This window comes from Bacillus cereus group sp. N24 (assembly GCF_016483345.1).
GTDB classification, from domain to species: domain Bacteria; phylum Bacillota; class Bacilli; order Bacillales; family Bacillaceae_G; genus Bacillus_A; species Bacillus_A toyonensis.
On sequence record NZ_JAEHCA010000036.1, the window covers coordinates 18889 to 35177 of the forward strand.

Genomic DNA, 16289 nt, shown 5'->3' on the forward strand with positions numbered 1-16289 from the left:
TTTCTTATGTCACTGACGGGGGATTGATTTCAACAATCTAAAAAATTCGGTTCCTTAGCGTACAAAATTCAAGTTTTGTTCTTGCTATCTCGAGGTGAAATGGGAGGGAATGTTTTTGGGCAGGATACTTTTAAAGTTATTTTTTAAATCAATCCTATTTTTTTTCTTATGCGGTATTGTTGTTTATTCTATATTTCAAATTATTTTTGTCTGGAGTGTTTCGACAGGATTAGGAAGGGATGACATAGTCGGATTTTCTGATAATAAGTATGTAATTGGCCGCCCACCTGTTAGCTATAATTTATATAAAAAAGATAGTGGAGAAACTATATTAGATAATGTTATTGGTTATAAAAAGGAGAAAACTAAAAGCTATGTTCGAAATGAAGTTGAATTTGTAGTGATAGATGAGATAAAGGGTAGCTATGAACTGTATAAAATAGAAAATGCTTCAGAAAAAGAGATAGCACGGCTGAAAGAAATAAAGAAATTAGAATAATAGAGACTATCTGAAAGGTAAAGAAGCACACTTGTTATTGTTAAATCTAAAAAATGGTTTAGACTGATAACTGATTTTTATTTCATGAAAAGAGTCATTATTAAAATAAATTATTAGGGGTTCAGTCCCATCGCCATCAAGCTAATATTTTGAATCACCACCAAAACAAAAAATTTATCTCTCGACAGTTATATATGAGAATTAAGCTCATTTTTTCGTTTTGGGGTGAATCTGTTTTCTTAGCTTGATAGCAATGTGGCGGTACCCCTAGTGAAGACTTAAATCCCTATATAAATCAAAGGGGATTGTTTGCATATAAGCTTTGGTTTTATGTACAATAAAGGTAAAGATATAGTCTAAAACAGGAAGAGGAAAACCATGTCCAATTCATTAGTAAACTTACGTATCGATTTTGCATTTAAGCAGTTATTTGGCACAAATGGGAATGAAGATATTTTAGTTGCCTTTTTAAATGCCATATTAAAAGATTCTTTAGAATCACCTATTGTTGCCCTACAATTAGAAGATCCACATTTGCATCGCGAATATGAAGAAGATAAATTATCAATTTTAGATATTTCAGCTACATTAAATACAGGAACAAAGGTAAATGTAGAAATACAATTGAATAACAATCATGATATGATCAAACGAAGTTTGTATTATTGGGGAAGGTTATACACCTCTCAATTGCAAAAAGGAATGCCTTATAGCTCCCTTCATAAAACGATTACCATAAACTTGTTAAACTTTGTGATGTTTCCAGAATATGAAGCATTTCATACAACAGGAATCCTTTGGAATCAGCAGCAGCAAAAGTTATTAAGTGACGATATAGAAGTTCATATTGTAGAGATTCCAAAGTTACTACAGCAATGGCGTGAAGAGAAAGTTAATCCGTGGGAAGACTCGTTTGTTCGTTGGTTATTATTATTACCAGCGAATGAAGATGAGCACCTCACACAAACATTGGAGGACATTGCCATGAATCAAGATCCGATTTTACAAAAAGCAATGAATAATTGGGAACGTATGAGCCAAGATTCTTCTTTCCGTCAAGCATATGAAGCAAGAGAAAAAGCCTTAATGGATGAGGCTGCAAAGTTTGCTCATGCTCGTAATGAGGGAAAAAAAGAAGGAATTCAGCAAGGGAAAATACAGATGATCAAAGGTATGCATGAACTTGGTGTCCCACTTGAAACAATTGCTAAAGCCAGCAAATTAGACATTGATGAGGTTAAACGTATTTTAGAAAAAAAATAATAAGCAACAAAAAAAGAACCTATTAATTTTAAAGATATACAACTACAATTAAGTATTATAATTAAAAACCTCTATCGAAAATTACTAAGTAACTTTCGATAGAGGCACCTTTTATCTAGGTCGCTCTATATTCATCAAAAAAAATTGATTAATTAGTTGCATAATGAAATACGGAGGGTATATACTATGAATATCAAAAAAATTGATGAAGTGAGTGAAAAGCGATGGCACAAGATTTTCAGTTGTTTGAGAAAAAGTTTAAAGCACTAGCTGATCAGAAACGTTTAGAAATTATGTATGAACTTTGTCAACGAGGACAGACTTGTGTGTGTGATTTAACAGAGGTTTTTGAAATGACGCAATCTAAGTTATCTTATCATTTGAAAATCCTATTGGATGCAGGATTAATTGTAAAAGAAACAAAAGGTACATGGAGTTATTATGATTTAAATGATGCTGAAGTAAACAATTTATTATCAGAAGAATTATGCTGTATTTTTAGAAAAACAGGAAAAGGCAGCTGTTGTTAAATTTTGTGCTATTAATCAAAAAAAATTGATTAATAGCATATAAAAAGGAGGAATTATCTATGAAATATGTTCATGTTGGTATCAATGTTACGAATTTAGAAAAGTCTATTGAGTTTTATGAAAAGGTATTTGGTGCATCGCCAGTTAAAGTAAAAGTTGATTATGCAAAATTCTTATTAGAAAATCCACGTCTTAATTTCACACTTAATGTACGAGATGAGGTAAATGGGAATCAGGTCAATCATTTTGGTTTCCAAGTGGATACAGCGGAAGAAATTACATTTCATAAAGAAAGATTAGAAAAAGAAGGTTTCTTTGCACGTGATGAGATGGATACTACTTGTTGCTATGCGGTACAAGATAAGTTTTGGGTAACTGATCCCGATGGTAACGAGTGGGAATTCTTTTATACAAAAGCAGATAGTGCTGTTCACAAAATAGAAGCTCCAACTTGTTGTACCACTTCTAACGAAGTAGACAAAAATTCTTGTTGTTAATAGGAGAAAGGGGATAAAATGAAGCGTTTATCTTTTCTAGATCGATATTTAACACTATGGATTTTTCTAGCGATGGCTGTTGGAATTGGTTTAGGGTTTGTGTTTCCTGGCGTAGTAGATGGGCTTAATAAATTGCAAGTAGGAACAACTTCTGTTCCACTTGCTGTTGGTTTAATTTAATGATGTATCCGCCATTAGCGAAGGTGCGCTATGAGGAAATGGGTCGGGTATTTAAAGATGTAAAGGTTTTGGTTCTATCTTTAGTACAAAATTGGATTATTGGACCTGTACTTATGTTTGTTCTAGCAATTATTTTTCTTCCTGATAAACCAGAGTATATGGTAGGGCTTATTATGATTGGTCTAGCACGTTGCATTGCAATGGTGATTGTTTGGAATGATCTTGCTGATGGTGATAAAGAATATGCAGCTGGTTTGGTGGCTTTTAACTCGGTATTCCAAATGTTATTTTTCTCGGTTTATGCATACGTGTTTGTAACAGTAATCCCCGAATGGTTAGGAATTGAAGGAGCTATTGTTGATATCACAATGGGAGAAGTTGCTAAATCAGTATTTATCTATTTGGGTATTCCTTTCCTAGCGGGTATGTTAACACGCTTTGTATTAGTGAAGCTAAAAGGACGACTTTGGTATGAAAAGGTGTTTATACCTAAGATTAGTCCCATTACATTAATTGCATTGTTATTTACAATTGTCATTATGTTCTCTTTAAAAGGAGAAATGATTATTAGCGTCCCATTAGATGTAGTACGCATAGCGATTCCATTATTGATTTATTTTATTGTGATGTTTTTTGTTTCTTTCTTTATGGGGGTCACCATATCAAAAAAAGAAAATTGTACGTTTAGACACAATTTGGACACATTTTAGCCGGTTCCCTGTACGTTAAGGAACCGGCTACTTACTTTCCTACTTTTTTATATAATTTTTGTCTCGTAATGGTCTTAGATTATTAAAATTTGTTTTTTCATTTAAGTTCCAAACATAATCACCTGTCAACGTAATATGTTCCCATCCAAGTGGAGATATATGTTGTAAATATTCTTCTGGAATGCCCACGCCTTTTGCACGTAAAGCATCTACTGCACGTGATATATATACCGTATTCCACAATACAATTGCTGAAATAAGAAGTTGCAAACCACTCGCTCTATGTAATTGATCCTCATAAGAACGATCACGAATTTCCCCTAATCGATTAAAAAATACAGCTCGAGCAAGTGCGTGTTTTGCTTCACCTTTATTTAAACCAACCTGAACACGTCTTCTAAGCTCAGGACTCTGCAACCATTCTAATGTATATAAAGTTCTTTCAATCCTACCTATCTCACGCAACGTTACGGATAAGCTATTCTGCCTTGGGTAGGCTGCAAGCTTTTTAAGAATAAGAGAAGCTGTGACTGTTCCATTACGAACAGAACTAGTTAATCGTAATAAATCATCCCAATTTTCTCTTATTTTCTTTGTATGAATTGTTCCACCAATCATAAATTCTAGATGCCGTTGATTTAAGGGCTTTTCAAAAGTATAAATTTTATTCTTACTAAACGTTTTGATTCTAGGTGCAAATCGAAATCCTAACATATGACACATGGCAAAGACATGATCTACAAAGCCTGCTGCGTCCGTATAATGTTCTTCAATTTCCAAATCTGTTTCATGATATAGTAGGCCATCAATAATATGTGGCGCTTCTTCTGAAGAACTAATAACTTGTACATAAAATGGGGCGTATTGATCTGAAATATGTGTATAAAAACTTAATCCTGGATCCCTACCATGCTTTGCATTTACTTGTGCCAATGGACTAGACTGACCACCTGCTCTAAAGAATTGTCCATCAGAGGATGAAGTTGAACCATCTCCCCAGTGAGAAGTGAATGGGTATTTATGCTGAAAATCAGTGATTGTTCCAAGAGCTTTGGAGTAATTTTCATCCCTTATATACCAATCCGATATCCAAGCTAATTGTGTATAAGATATATTTGGACATGCATCTGCCATTTTTGAAAGACCAAGATTAATTCCATCAGCCAAAATAGCTGCGAATAATACGGATTTATCCTTTGGCTCAGTTTGGGTATGAAGATGAACAAAATGTTTGCTAAAATGAGTCCAGCTATCTACTTCTACCAATAGATCTGTTAATTTAATACGCGGTAATACACTATAAATAAGTCTGGTTAGATCTTCGACCTCATCCGGAATCATTTTCTTTAAAGATGCAATTTGTATTTTATCTGCATAGATTTCAACATCTGGCAATAATTGATTGTTAATTAAATGATTTACCTTAGAGAGTTGTTCTTCCATTAACTCAAATCGTTCCTGTAAATACTGATCTATATTGGTTGGGATTGTAAGTGGAACTTGGTTTTTCTCCTTTAATTCTTTCCATTTTTCTTGAGGTAAAAGATATTCTTCAAAATCCTTATATTGTCTACTTCCTACGACCCACATGTCTCCAGAACGAAGATGATTACATAATTCTGAAAAGATACCGAACTCATAGTAATGACGATCAATACCATTTTCTTTAATCACATGCTTGAACCACTTCGATTTGAGAAAATCCATCGGAGCTGTTTCAGGGATTTTTCTTTTTCCCGTTTGGTTTATTTCTTTCAACATCTCTAGGGCCTGAAATAAAGTATGGCTCGCTTTAGAGGCTTTAAATACATACGTTCTTAATAATCTAGGTGCAAACTTCCGAAAATGCCCATAATGATTATCTAATAGATCTAAATAGTCAAATTCTGCTGGTCTGGCTAATTCTTCAGCCTGTTCCACTGATTGTACAAATTGTTCCCATGAAATGATAGATTGTAAAGATTCAAATGGGTCTTGTTCTAATTCTTTTGCTTCAATTAAAGCCTTGCCAACTTTTGCGTATAAACGAACCTTTTCATTAATCGCTTTTCCGTCCTTTTGAAAATGTTCCTTATGTTTCTTTTCTCCACGATTAAACATTCTACCCATTAGTTTCTCAAGCATCTCTATTCCTTGATCTGTTAAAAAAGCATAAATGTGAATGAGAAAGGCCATAAGAGTTGCATGTCGTTTGAGTTCATGAAACCTGGATAAATGTTGATTGGAATAACGTGATCCTTCACGTGCCATCTGTAGCAGTCGATTCTGATGCACTTCTCTGCCGTTATCTAAAGGTAAACTTAATTTTTGGATAAACTCTATTCGATCCATAATCTTGTGAAAATTTTTAACAGAAACAACACCTGAAGGTTGTCGAAGCCATGATAAATACGAAAACTTGTATCCTTTTCCTACACTTAATAACTTGTCTAGTTGCTTACATTGAGAAGGAGTAAGGTCCTTTGTCAATTGTTTAAAAATCTTTCTATGTGCTCGTTCACGCACAGCCCATGCTACATGCTCAACTGCATATATGGCTGGTAGAATGATTTTTCTTTTCCTCATTTCTGTAATAAGAGCTTCTACTAAAAGATGTCCTTGATCTGTTTTCATTGCTATAGGAAGAAGCCAACGTGCTAACTCTCGATATTCTTTTAAAGTAAATGTCCGAAATCCTAATGTACTTCTGATTTTACTCAAATGTTCTCGACGAGTTGCATCACGCCCACGTGCATAGTTCTGAATAGCTGAAGGTAAAATTCTTAATTGTTTAGCAATCGTATGTACAATAAAATCTGGAACTTTTTCATTTGCAGATAATGGTCTCCCAGGAAAGCGTAAGTAAGCAATTTGTATGGCAAAACCTAATCGATTGGCAGCACCGCGTTGTTTATTTATAATTTGCAATTCTTCATCAGATATTGTGTAATAGCGTAGAATTTCTCTCTCGTCCATATGATCAGGAACTCCATAAAAGTATTCTCTTTGTTCTGCAGTAAGAAGCTCTCTCGTTTTCAACTTCCCATTTCCCTTCGTATAGTATTTATTATAGAATGCAACGATTTCCTTATAATTTAAATTTTTAAAAATTTCACTTACTTCTATAATAATAATCAAATTTAGCAATTACCATAGAAAATACAAAACTGTTTACAAAGGTATACCTTTACAAACGGGTTGGTCATATCTATGAAACATTGAATTATCAAGTTTATAAAGGTGATTTAATATAATTTATAAACGTTTATTTTTAGTTAATACCTTTATAAACGAATGTGATATAATTGCGCTAACAAATGTAAGGAGAATACAAAACGTGGCAAATATTTATGGATATATACGTGTAAGTACAAAAGATCAAAATGAACAACGTCAATTACATAAGATGATGGAACGAGGAGTGGAAGCTCGACGTATTTTTGTCGATAAAGCAAGTGGGCGACATTTTGATCGTCCTCAGTATCAATTATTACGAAAAATATTGAGTACAGGTGATATTGTTTACATAGATGCCTTAGATCGAATGGGGCGTAATTATGATGAGGTAATTGCGGAGTGGAAATACATAACAAGAGAATTACAAGCAGATATTGTTGTTTTAGAAAATGAAACGCTGTTTGATAGTCGGAAATTCCGTGAGATGGGTGACATGGGACGATTAATGGAAGATCAATTTTTATCTTTGTTGTCTTATGTTGCAGATCAAGAACGAAAAAAAATTCATCAAAGACAAGCGGAAGGGATTGCGGTAGCTAAATCTCAAGGAAAACATTTAGGCCGTCCTCAGGTGACCCTTTCGACCTTAAGCAAACAACAAATAAATATAATAGAAGAAACTCATTCAAAATGGAAGAATGGAGAAATAACTGCTGTTATGTTTATGGAAATGTTAGAGCTAAAGAAAAACACGTTTTATAAAATAATGAAGGAATATGAAGAGGCAAAGTAGCATCTCTCCTATATGGAATGCTACTTTGCCCCTAGTTGTAAGAACGCTGGTAATACATCTAAATAACAAATGGGTACAAGTTTTCCTATTTAGAACAATTCTTTTGATTTATGTGAATTAATTAAATAAATAGCGCCTTTAGAATTAAATTCAATTATTTGATCAGCCATCGATACGGGTGAGTAGGGCATATCATTCTCCAACCACCATTGAATGACACCAACATACGCTGAGGCGATATAGCTCGCAATAACCTCTTTTGATACAGGAAGTGCATTTGCGTCAAATTTGGGGTTCGAAAATTTATCTTCATAAAAAGAAGACAAGCCTTTGAATCGGTAATAAAACAAGGGATATTCAGTTTTGATTTAAACGGTGAAGTACAAGAAATTAAAGCAGGAGCTTCTTTGGTTCTGATAATCTTGATTAAGTAAACAAAAGTGTGATTCCGTATAAAAAGTATTTTTTCAGCTTTATTTGTTCAAGAAGAGTTAGACTCTTTAACAGATAGGATTATGAATTCAATCTCTAAAACCATCCTTTGGGGTGTAGGAGTTGACAGTTTCGTTCATATCAGCTTGATGGGCATGCGCCTGCATCCCAGTTTGTGTAAATAAATCGACCTATTACGTGGTTCAGCATTTCTGTTCCATTTGTTTCATATAGTTCTTACCCCACCCATCCAACATTTTTAAGAACGGCATTAAACTTATTCCTTGTTCTGTCAAGGAATACTCGACTTTGGGAGGAACAACGGGATATACCTCTCGATGAACCAGTCCATCTGCCTCTAACTCTCTTAGTTGATTGGTTAACATTCGTTGCGTAATTTTAGGGATTAAATTTTTAAGTTCAGTAAACCTTTTTGTTCCTTTCAACCCTAAATGGCATAAAATGATTAGTTTCCATTTTCCCTCTATAACAGACAATGTTAGTTCTTTTTCGCAATGAATGCCCTTATCTTTTTCTTTGATTGATTTCATATAGTTCTTGCCCCACTCATCAAACATTTCTAGGATTGGCATTAAGCTTTTCCCTTGTTCTGTCAGAGAATATTCTACTTTGGGAGGAACAACGGGATATACCTCTCGATGAACCAGTCCATCTGCCTCTAACCCCCTTAGTTGATTGGTTAACATTTGTTGCGTAATGTTAGGGATTAAATTTTTAAGTTCAGTAAACCGTCTTGTCCCTTTTGATCCTAAATAGCATAAAATGATTAGTTTCCATTTTCCCTCTATAACAGACAATGTTAATTCTTTTTCGCAATGAAGGTCCTTGAGTTTTTCGTTGATCACCATATTCATCTCCTGATGTATTAGTCTACTTTATGATACTATAACAAAAAAAAGTGCCTACTTCCACAATGGATGCTTAGTATATATTATAGATTATGTAGTTAACACCAATAGAGTAAGGATTAGAAATGAAAATTCCAGGGAAGAGTATTCAAGAACTTTTATTTTTTTTGAGGTAGAAAACATTTACCAATCATTTTTTAGAAAAGGAGATTTTGCACATGAACCGTTTTACTATTCCTAGAGACATTTACTATGGGGAAGGATCCCTAGAGGTATTGAAAACTATTCAAGGGAAAAGAGCAACGATTGTTATTGGAGGTCAATCCATTAAAAAATCGGGTTATCTCAATAAAATCGAATCTTATTTACGAGAAGCTGGCTTTGCAACCCAGCTTATTGAAGGGGTTGAACCTGATCCGTCTGTCACAACTGTGCAAAACGGCGCAAACATGATGGAAGACTTCCAACCAGACTGGATTATTGCGGTAGGTGGTGGTTCTCCTATCGACGCAGCTAAGGTGATGTGGACTTTTTATGAACATCCAGAGTTAACATTTGAAGAGATTAAAGCTCCGACTCCGGTACCAACTTTACGGAATAAAGCACGCTTTATCGCGATTTCAACTACAAGTGGAACTGGTACCGATGTGTCCCCTTTTTCCATCATCACTGATCGCGAAAAAGGGGTTAAATACCCGGTATTTGGTTTCGATATCACACCAGATATCGCCATTGTAGATCCGGAGCTAACTTATTCCATGCCACCTCAGATTGTAGCGTATACCGGAATGGATGTATTAACTCACGGAATCGAGGCATATGTGTCAACGTTGCATACCCCATTTACAGATCCTTTGGCCATGCAGTCCATTAAAATGACAGTGGAAAACATTGAAAAATCATTTGCCGGGGATAAAAAAGCTAGAGGGGAAATGCACTATGCCCAATGTATAGCTGGTATGGCTTTCTCAAACGCATTTTTAGGAATCGTACACAGTCTGGCTCATAAGAGTGGTGCCATCTTTAATATTCCACATGGTTGTGCCAATGCCATTTATTTGCCATATGTGATTGATTTTAATAAAAAGGTTGACGGTTCTCGTTATGCAGATATTGCAAGGATGCTTGGACTCACTGGAAGCACAGAGGATGAGCTAATTGATTCTTTAACGGATTTAATCCGTCGTTTAAATAAAGCGTTAGGACTTCCATTAACGCTAAAAGAATTTGGTGTCACTGAGAGTGAACTTGAAAAATATGTGGACCAGATGGCAGCAGAAGCTATCCACGATCCTTGTACATCATCCAATCCACGAGAAGTTTCTGTGGAGCAAATGAAACAACTTTACATCGCTGCATTTAAAGGGCAGAAAGTAAACTTTTAAGAGGTATTTCAATTGGATTGTAAAATTAAAGGAAACGTGCCTTTCTAGGAGGCGCGTTTTCGTGTAAGGAGGAATAACGTGAATTTTACCAATAAGGTCGTCATTGTTACAGGAGCAGGTCGAGGAATTGGCCGCGGTATTGTACTGATGTATGCACTACATGGAGCAAAGGTTATCATCGCTGATCGAAATATAAAGGAGTGTCAAGAAACGGAGCGTTTGATTCGAGAAGCTGGAAAAGAGTGTATGATCCAGTTGGTTGATGTAGGAAGCCCTGAGGATATTGTGTCCTTGATGAGTCACACGATAGAAAAATATGGCCGAATCGATATTTTGATTAATAATGCAGGGATTACAAGGTGGAAATCTCCCTATGAGTTAACTTTAGAAGAATGGGATTCACTAGTAAATATTAATTTACGTGGTGTTTTCCTTTGTTCCCGAGAGGCAGCTAATTTTATGAAGGTACAAGGAGGAGGCTCTATCGTAAATATTGCCTCTACACGAGCCTTAATGTCAGAGCCTCATACGGAAGCTTATGCTGCTTCCAAAGGTGGGGTACTGGCATTGACCCATGCCTTGGCTGTTTCTCTAGGACCTGATCGAATACGGGTTAATTCGATTAGTCCGGGATGGATTGAAACAGAAAATTATTTGCAATTAAGAGAAATTGGCCATAAGCAACACCCTGCCATGCGAGTCGGAACACCTGAGGATATTGCCAGAGCATGTTTATTCCTTACATCTGATGAGAACGATTTCATAACGGGTGAAAATCTGATCATCGACGGCGGCATGACACACAAGATGATCTATAAGCCTTGACGATGATAAAAACGAGCAATAACTAACCGAGACTACTGAAAAAGTGGACTTTTTCAGTGCCCTCTAACTAACCCAAGGTCCTTTTTCTTTAAACCCCAAGTGAATGGTAAACAGAATATGAATTTTATCATTTCGCTAGATAGTTGATAATGCGGGCGTGATTAAGCGTCTTTGAAACAGAAGTAGTAAAGGAGGAATAATTTCATGGAATCAGCAAGAAAACGGGAAATGCTTCAACATGAAGATGAAAAAAAAGGGTTTCTTACAAAGCTCAAACAAGTAAAGATAGGGGTTATCCCGTTACCACTTTATTTAGTATTAGCGGCAATTGTTTATGGTGCATCTGTTTATAATCAACTACCTCCAGACATGATCGGAGGATTTGCGGTTATTATGGTGCTTGGGATTTTACTAGGGGACCTTGGGATGAAGATTCCTATTTTAAAAAACATTGGCGGACCTGCTATATTATCTCTACTAGTTCCATCTGTTCTTGTATTTTTTAACATTTTTAATCCGGCTTCGATGGAAGCAGTGATAACATTAATGAAAACGTCTAATTTTCTTTATTTGTATATTTCTGTTTTAGTAGCTGGAAGTATCCTAGGAATGAATCGCAGAGTCTTGATTCAAGGTTTTTCAAAAATGTTTATACCGCTTGTTCTCGGAACTATAGCATCTATTGTTGCTGGTATATCCGTTGGAGCACTTTTTGGATATGAAATGAAGCATACCTTTTTCTATATCATTGTTCCTATTATTGGCGGAGGAGTTGGTGAAGGAATTCTACCATTATCACTAGCATACTCGCAAATTTTAGGTGGATCAGCTGAAACGTATGTATCTCAAATGATCCCTGCTGCAGTCATTGGAAATATCGTCGCAGTTATATGTGCAGGATTAATGAAAAATTTAGGTGAAAGAAAGCCAGAGCTTACTGGAAATGGTGTATTAGTCAAAGCAAAAGACGGCGTAAAAGAGATGAAGAACGAGAATACAAATATAAATGCGCCAGTCGATTTTTCATTAATGGGTGCAGGTTTACTGCTTGCCTGTGGTTTTTTCATCTTCGGTCAATTTGCCCATATGTTTTTAGGCATTCCGGGTCCAGTTTTAATGATTGTGGCAGCTACATTGGTTAAATGTCTTCAGCTAATGCCAGCAAAAATGGAACAGGGTGCATTTCATCTTTATAAATTTGTTTCTACCGGTTTAACTTGGCCGCTTATGGTAGGGCTGGGAATGCTGTTTATTCCATTGGAAGATGTTGTGAAAATTGTAACTCCTGCTTATGTGGTAATTTGTATGTCTGTTGTGCTTGCAATGATTGGGACAGGTTATATTGTTGGTAAATTCCTAAATATGTATCCGGTTGAATCAGCGATTGTAACTGGGTGTCATAGCGGATTAGGGGGAACAGGGGACGTAGCAATTTTGTCTGCCTCCAACAGAATGTCATTAATGCCATTTGCACAAGTAGCAACAAGACTTGGTGGTGCTGCTACAGTAATCATGGCAACACTCTTAATGAAGCTATTGAGTTAAAAAGGATAAGGGGAATCAAGGAAAGCTGGGTGTTCATTCCAGGGGTTTTTGTCAGTAATAAAAAGGATTTAAGCCTTGCCTAGTCTCCAGGTGTAGCTAAGTCCTGTTTGGACATTCATGAAGTTGAGATCAAGGCGTATGATTATATGATTAAAGGAAATCTAGTTGCAGTTCAATTAGTAATAAAAATTCATCAAAGGTAGGGAGATTCAGTTATGTCAACATTACGGGAAGAAGCATTAAAGATGCATAAAGAAAATCAAGGAAAACTTAGTGTCAATTCTAAAGTCAAAGTACGTGATGCGAATGATTTAAGTCTTGCTTATTCACCTGGTGTAGCGGAGCCATGTTTGGCTATTCATGAGACTGAAAGCAAAGTATATGATTATACAATAAAGGGTAATCTTGTTGCTGTTGTTTCAAATGGAACCGCTGTCCTTGGGCTAGGAAATATCGGTCCGAGTGCAGCTATGCCGGTCATGGAAGGGAAGGCATTGTTATTTAAAGAATTTGCAAATGTTGATGCTTTTCCTTTATGCATAAATTCGACTGATACGGATAAAATTGTCGAGTTCGTTAAAATGTTAGAGCCTACTTTTGGCGGAGTAAACTTAGAAGATATCGCTGCACCACAATGCTTTGAAATTGAAGATCGTTTACGAAAAGTGAGTGATATTCCTATTTTCCATGATGACCAGCATGGAACGGCTATTGTAACAACAGCAGGACTCATTAATGCCCTTAAACTCGCAAACAAAAACATTGAGGATATTCGTGTTGTGGTAAATGGGGCTGGAGCTGCAGGCGTAGCAATTGTCAAGTTGTTGCTAAATATGGGTGTAAAAGATGTTATTTTATGCGATACAAAAGGAATCATTTATAAAGAACGTCAAGTTGGTATGAATAAATTCAAAGAAGAAATGGCAAACATTACAAATAAAGAGCAAAAACAAGGGTCATTAGCAGATGCATTGGAAGGTGCTGATGTGTTTGTTGGGGTTTCTGCGGCAGGAGCAGTTACAAAAGAAATGGTTCGTTCGATGAATAAGAATCCAATTATTTTCGCAATGGCTAATCCGGTACCAGAAATTATGCCGGAAGAGGCAAAAGAAGCGGGAGCACTCGTAGTTGGAACAGGACGCTCTGATTTTGCGAATCAGGTTAATAATGTCCTTGCATTCCCAGGTATTTTCCGCGGTGCTTTAGATGTTCGTGCGAAGGAAATTAATGAAGAGATGAAAATTGCTGCAGTATATGCTATTTCAGGACTTATTAACTCTGAAGAGCTGCATGCTGATTATGTGATTCCGGATCCATTTGATCGAAGAGTAGTGAAGCATGTAGCAGAAGCTGTTGCATCTGCAGCAATAAAGACAGGTGTTTCGCGAAAAATTTGAATAAAAAAGAACCTAATGAGGCTTTACTAGGGGTCCTGCCAACCAATTGACATAAAACCCACGCTAAGACATTTTATGGAAGATAAAAAGCCGATTTTCCTACGTTAAGGAATTTCGGCTTTTATGCTTTATTTTTGGATAAAATTATCTAAAGGGGTGTTTTTATGTCAATCAATATTGACTATGGTAGGATAAGTATATTATTATATATTTACAGCCAAACGTTTAAGAGTTTAAACATTTGGCTGTAAAGTAGTTAAGGAAGGATATACTATGGGAAAACAAGCGTTAGATCAATTTCGTACATGTATTCCATTTTTTCAATTATTATGTGATCCACATCGTCAAGATATAATCCTTTTACTTAGTGAAAAGGGGACTTTAACAGTCAGTGATATAACAGCACATTCAAGTTTATCACGCCCTGCAATTTCACATCATTTAAAACTGTTAAGAGAAAAGGGATTGGTTAAAGTAGAAAAACGTGGTACGGAACGCTATTATTCTGTAGCATTAGATGGTGCTGTGGAATCTTTAAAAAAGCTACTATTTTTAATTGAAAAAGAATGCCTTTAGAGTATATCTAAAGGTCTTTATAGACCCCTATAAGTTTAAAGGTTTAAACTTATAAAAATACGATGGTGATTTATAAACATTTTGGACAAAATATCTAGTGAACTTACGTGAGGAGTGTAAAAAATGAATCAAATAGAGAAAAAGGACATTGACCGTATTCTTCAAGGGCACAAAAACTTTTTTCATCAAGGGGTGACAAGTACTTTAGAATTTCGCCTAGAGCAGCTAAAAAAATTAAAAGATGGGATTCAACGTTATGAAACGAGAATAACAAAAGCCTTATATCAAGATTTAGGAAAAAGTGAATTTGAAGCATATTTAACGGAAATAGGTTTTGCATTAGATAGCATTAAGAATACAATGAAAAATTTAAAAAAATGGATGAAACCACAAAAGGTGAAAACACCTGTAGCTTTATGGCCATCTAAAAGTCAGATTATGAAAGAAGCATATGGAACAGTATTAATTATAGGACCTTATAATTATCCCTTCAATTTATTAATTGAACCTCTTATTGGAGCAATTGCTGCTGGGAATTGTGCGGTACTTAAACCTTCTGAAAATACACCTAATATAACCTCTGTAGTTAATGAAATGATCAGCGAGATATTTGATAAGAGTTATATTCGGGTCATTGAAGGAGAAAAAGAAACAACGTCCTTGCTTATTAATGCTCCTTTTGATTATATCTTTTTCACAGGGAGTGTACAGGTAGGGAAGATTGTTATGGAAGCTGCTGCGAAAAACTTGGTTCCCGTAACATTAGAGCTTGGAGGGAAAAGTCCAGTAATTGTTGATCGGACAGCAAATTTAGATTTAGCAGCTAAGAGAATTGTTTGGGGGAAATTTTTAAATACAGGTCAAACATGCGTTGCACCAGACTATATTATGGTACATTCGGAAATTAAAAATGCCCTTATTTCAAAAATGAAAGAAGTAATTGTTAATTATTATGGAGAAAATCCTATGTATAGTAAGGATTATGGTCGTATTGTTAATGAACGTCAGTTCGATAGGTTGGCTTCTATAATAGAAAAAGATAAAGAAAATGTGATATTTGGTGGGAACTCAATTAAAGAGAATTTATATATAGAACCTACTATGTTAGAAGCGAAATCTTGGTCAGATGCAGTTATGCTGGATGAAATCTTTGGCCCTCTTTTACCAATTAGGGAATATAATCAGTTAGAAACGGCAATCCAGATGATTAATAAACGTCCTAAACCATTGGCTTTATATTTGTTTACAGAAGATAAAAAGTGCGAGGAAGAAGTACTGAGTAAAATTTCTTTTGGTGGGGGGTGCGTAAATGATACGATTTCACACATCGCTAATGCTCATCTACCATTTGGTGGAGTTGGTAATTCTGGAATAGGCGCTTATCATGGGAAATATAGTTTCGATCTTTTTTCACATAATAAAAGTATTGTGAAAAAGAGTACAAAAATAGATGTAAGTTTTGTATTGCCACCTTACAATAATAAGAAGATGAAATTGATTAAAAAGGTTTTAAAATAGTATTCGATATTCTTATTTCTAGAGTGTAGTCTCATTTAGGCCTAGTGACAGGGTTCCTGCTCTAGTCCGCAGTAATATTACCTAATAATGGATTTTTTGTGTTTTTAAGCTTTA

At 35.5% G+C, this 16289-nt stretch carries 14 protein-coding genes and 3 pseudogenes; 13 read left to right on the forward strand and 4 right to left on the reverse strand.

Annotated features, from left to right (window positions below; translation table 11 throughout):
• The first annotated feature begins 115 nt into the window (after positions 1–115).
• From JDS95_RS27695 to arsB, 5 genes and pseudogenes are all read left to right on the forward strand, one after another.
• Positions 116–499 (forward strand): hypothetical protein, encoded by a 384-nt coding sequence (locus JDS95_RS27695; RefSeq protein WP_000532654.1) that lies wholly within the window; start codon positions 116–118, stop codon positions 497–499.
• Positions 500–877: 378 nt separating this feature from the next.
• On the forward strand, positions 878–1762 hold the full coding sequence (locus JDS95_RS27700) for an Rpn family recombination-promoting nuclease/putative transposase (RefSeq protein WP_098016004.1): 885 nt from the start codon (positions 878–880) through the stop codon (positions 1760–1762).
• A gap of 224 nt (positions 1763–1986) precedes the next feature.
• Entirely contained in the window at positions 1987–2292 is a 306-nt protein-coding gene (gene arsR / locus JDS95_RS27705; protein ID WP_000046012.1) for an arsenical resistance operon transcriptional regulator ArsR, read from the forward strand.
• Between the two features lie 59 nt (positions 2293–2351).
• On the forward strand, positions 2352–2789 hold the full coding sequence (locus tag JDS95_RS27710; protein ID WP_000878295.1) for an ArsI/CadI family heavy metal resistance metalloenzyme: 438 nt from the start codon (positions 2352–2354) through the stop codon (positions 2787–2789).
• Between the two features lie 18 nt (positions 2790–2807).
• Positions 2808–3631: pseudogene (gene arsB / locus JDS95_RS27715) on the forward strand (ACR3 family arsenite efflux transporter); the annotation flags it as partial.
• Positions 3632–3718: 87 nt separating this feature from the next.
• Here the strand turns inward: arsB and JDS95_RS27720 are convergent.
• Positions 3719–6697 (reverse strand): Tn3 family transposase, encoded by a 2979-nt coding sequence (locus JDS95_RS27720; protein WP_033661427.1) that lies wholly within the window; start codon positions 6695–6697, stop codon positions 3719–3721.
• 298 nt (positions 6698–6995) lie between these two features.
• Between JDS95_RS27720 and JDS95_RS27725 the strand changes: the two genes are divergently transcribed.
• The gene (locus JDS95_RS27725) at positions 6996–7628 is read left to right on the forward strand and encodes a recombinase family protein (RefSeq protein ID WP_001284326.1); all 633 of its coding nucleotides are present in this window, start codon (positions 6996–6998) and stop codon (positions 7626–7628) included.
• Between the two features lie 89 nt (positions 7629–7717).
• Here the strand turns inward: JDS95_RS27725 and JDS95_RS32040 are convergent, their stop codons facing one another.
• From JDS95_RS32040 to JDS95_RS32235, 3 genes and pseudogenes are all read right to left on the reverse strand, one after another.
• On the reverse strand, positions 7718–7978 hold the full coding sequence (locus JDS95_RS32040) for a TetR-like C-terminal domain-containing protein (RefSeq protein ID WP_167545127.1): 261 nt from the start codon (positions 7976–7978) through the stop codon (positions 7718–7720).
• Positions 7979–8263: 285 nt separating this feature from the next.
• Complete coding sequence (locus JDS95_RS32230; protein WP_438285165.1) at positions 8264–8611, reverse strand: winged helix-turn-helix transcriptional regulator; 348 nt, start codon at positions 8609–8611, stop codon at positions 8264–8266.
• Positions 8612–8614: 3 nt separating this feature from the next.
• Positions 8615–8935: pseudogene (locus JDS95_RS32235) on the reverse strand (winged helix-turn-helix transcriptional regulator); the annotation flags it as partial.
• Positions 8936–9147: 212 nt separating this feature from the next.
• On the opposite strand from JDS95_RS32235, the gene JDS95_RS27740 reads away from it, so the two are divergent.
• The 7 genes and pseudogenes from JDS95_RS27740 to JDS95_RS27765 all read left to right on the forward strand — a co-directional run bounded on the left by JDS95_RS27740 (position 9148) and on the right by JDS95_RS27765 (position 16175).
• On the forward strand, positions 9148–10314 hold the full coding sequence (locus JDS95_RS27740; RefSeq protein ID WP_001079088.1) for an iron-containing alcohol dehydrogenase: 1167 nt from the start codon (positions 9148–9150) through the stop codon (positions 10312–10314).
• Positions 10315–10392: 78 nt separating this feature from the next.
• A complete protein-coding gene (locus JDS95_RS27745) occupies positions 10393–11139 on the forward strand; it encodes a glucose 1-dehydrogenase (RefSeq protein WP_199690898.1) in 747 nt (248 codons plus the stop codon).
• Between the two features lie 204 nt (positions 11140–11343).
• Entirely contained in the window at positions 11344–12684 is a 1341-nt protein-coding gene (locus JDS95_RS27750) for a 2-hydroxycarboxylate transporter family protein (protein ID WP_000443180.1), read from the forward strand.
• Positions 12685–12709: 25 nt separating this feature from the next.
• A pseudogene (locus tag JDS95_RS32240) lies at positions 12710–12857 on the forward strand (NAD-dependent malic enzyme); the annotation flags it as partial.
• Between the two features lie 42 nt (positions 12858–12899).
• Positions 12900–14081: an NADP-dependent malic enzyme gene (gene ystJ / locus JDS95_RS27755; RefSeq protein WP_000105818.1), complete on the forward strand. Its 1182-nt coding sequence runs from the start codon at positions 12900–12902 to the stop codon at positions 14079–14081.
• Between the two features lie 273 nt (positions 14082–14354).
• Positions 14355–14657 (forward strand): ArsR/SmtB family transcription factor, encoded by a 303-nt coding sequence (locus tag JDS95_RS27760; protein WP_000517896.1) that lies wholly within the window; start codon positions 14355–14357, stop codon positions 14655–14657.
• 123 nt (positions 14658–14780) lie between these two features.
• Positions 14781–16175, forward strand: coding sequence for an aldehyde dehydrogenase (locus JDS95_RS27765; RefSeq protein WP_001071732.1), 1395 nt, complete (start codon positions 14781–14783; stop codon positions 16173–16175).
• The last annotated feature ends 114 nt before the right edge of the window (positions 16176–16289 follow it).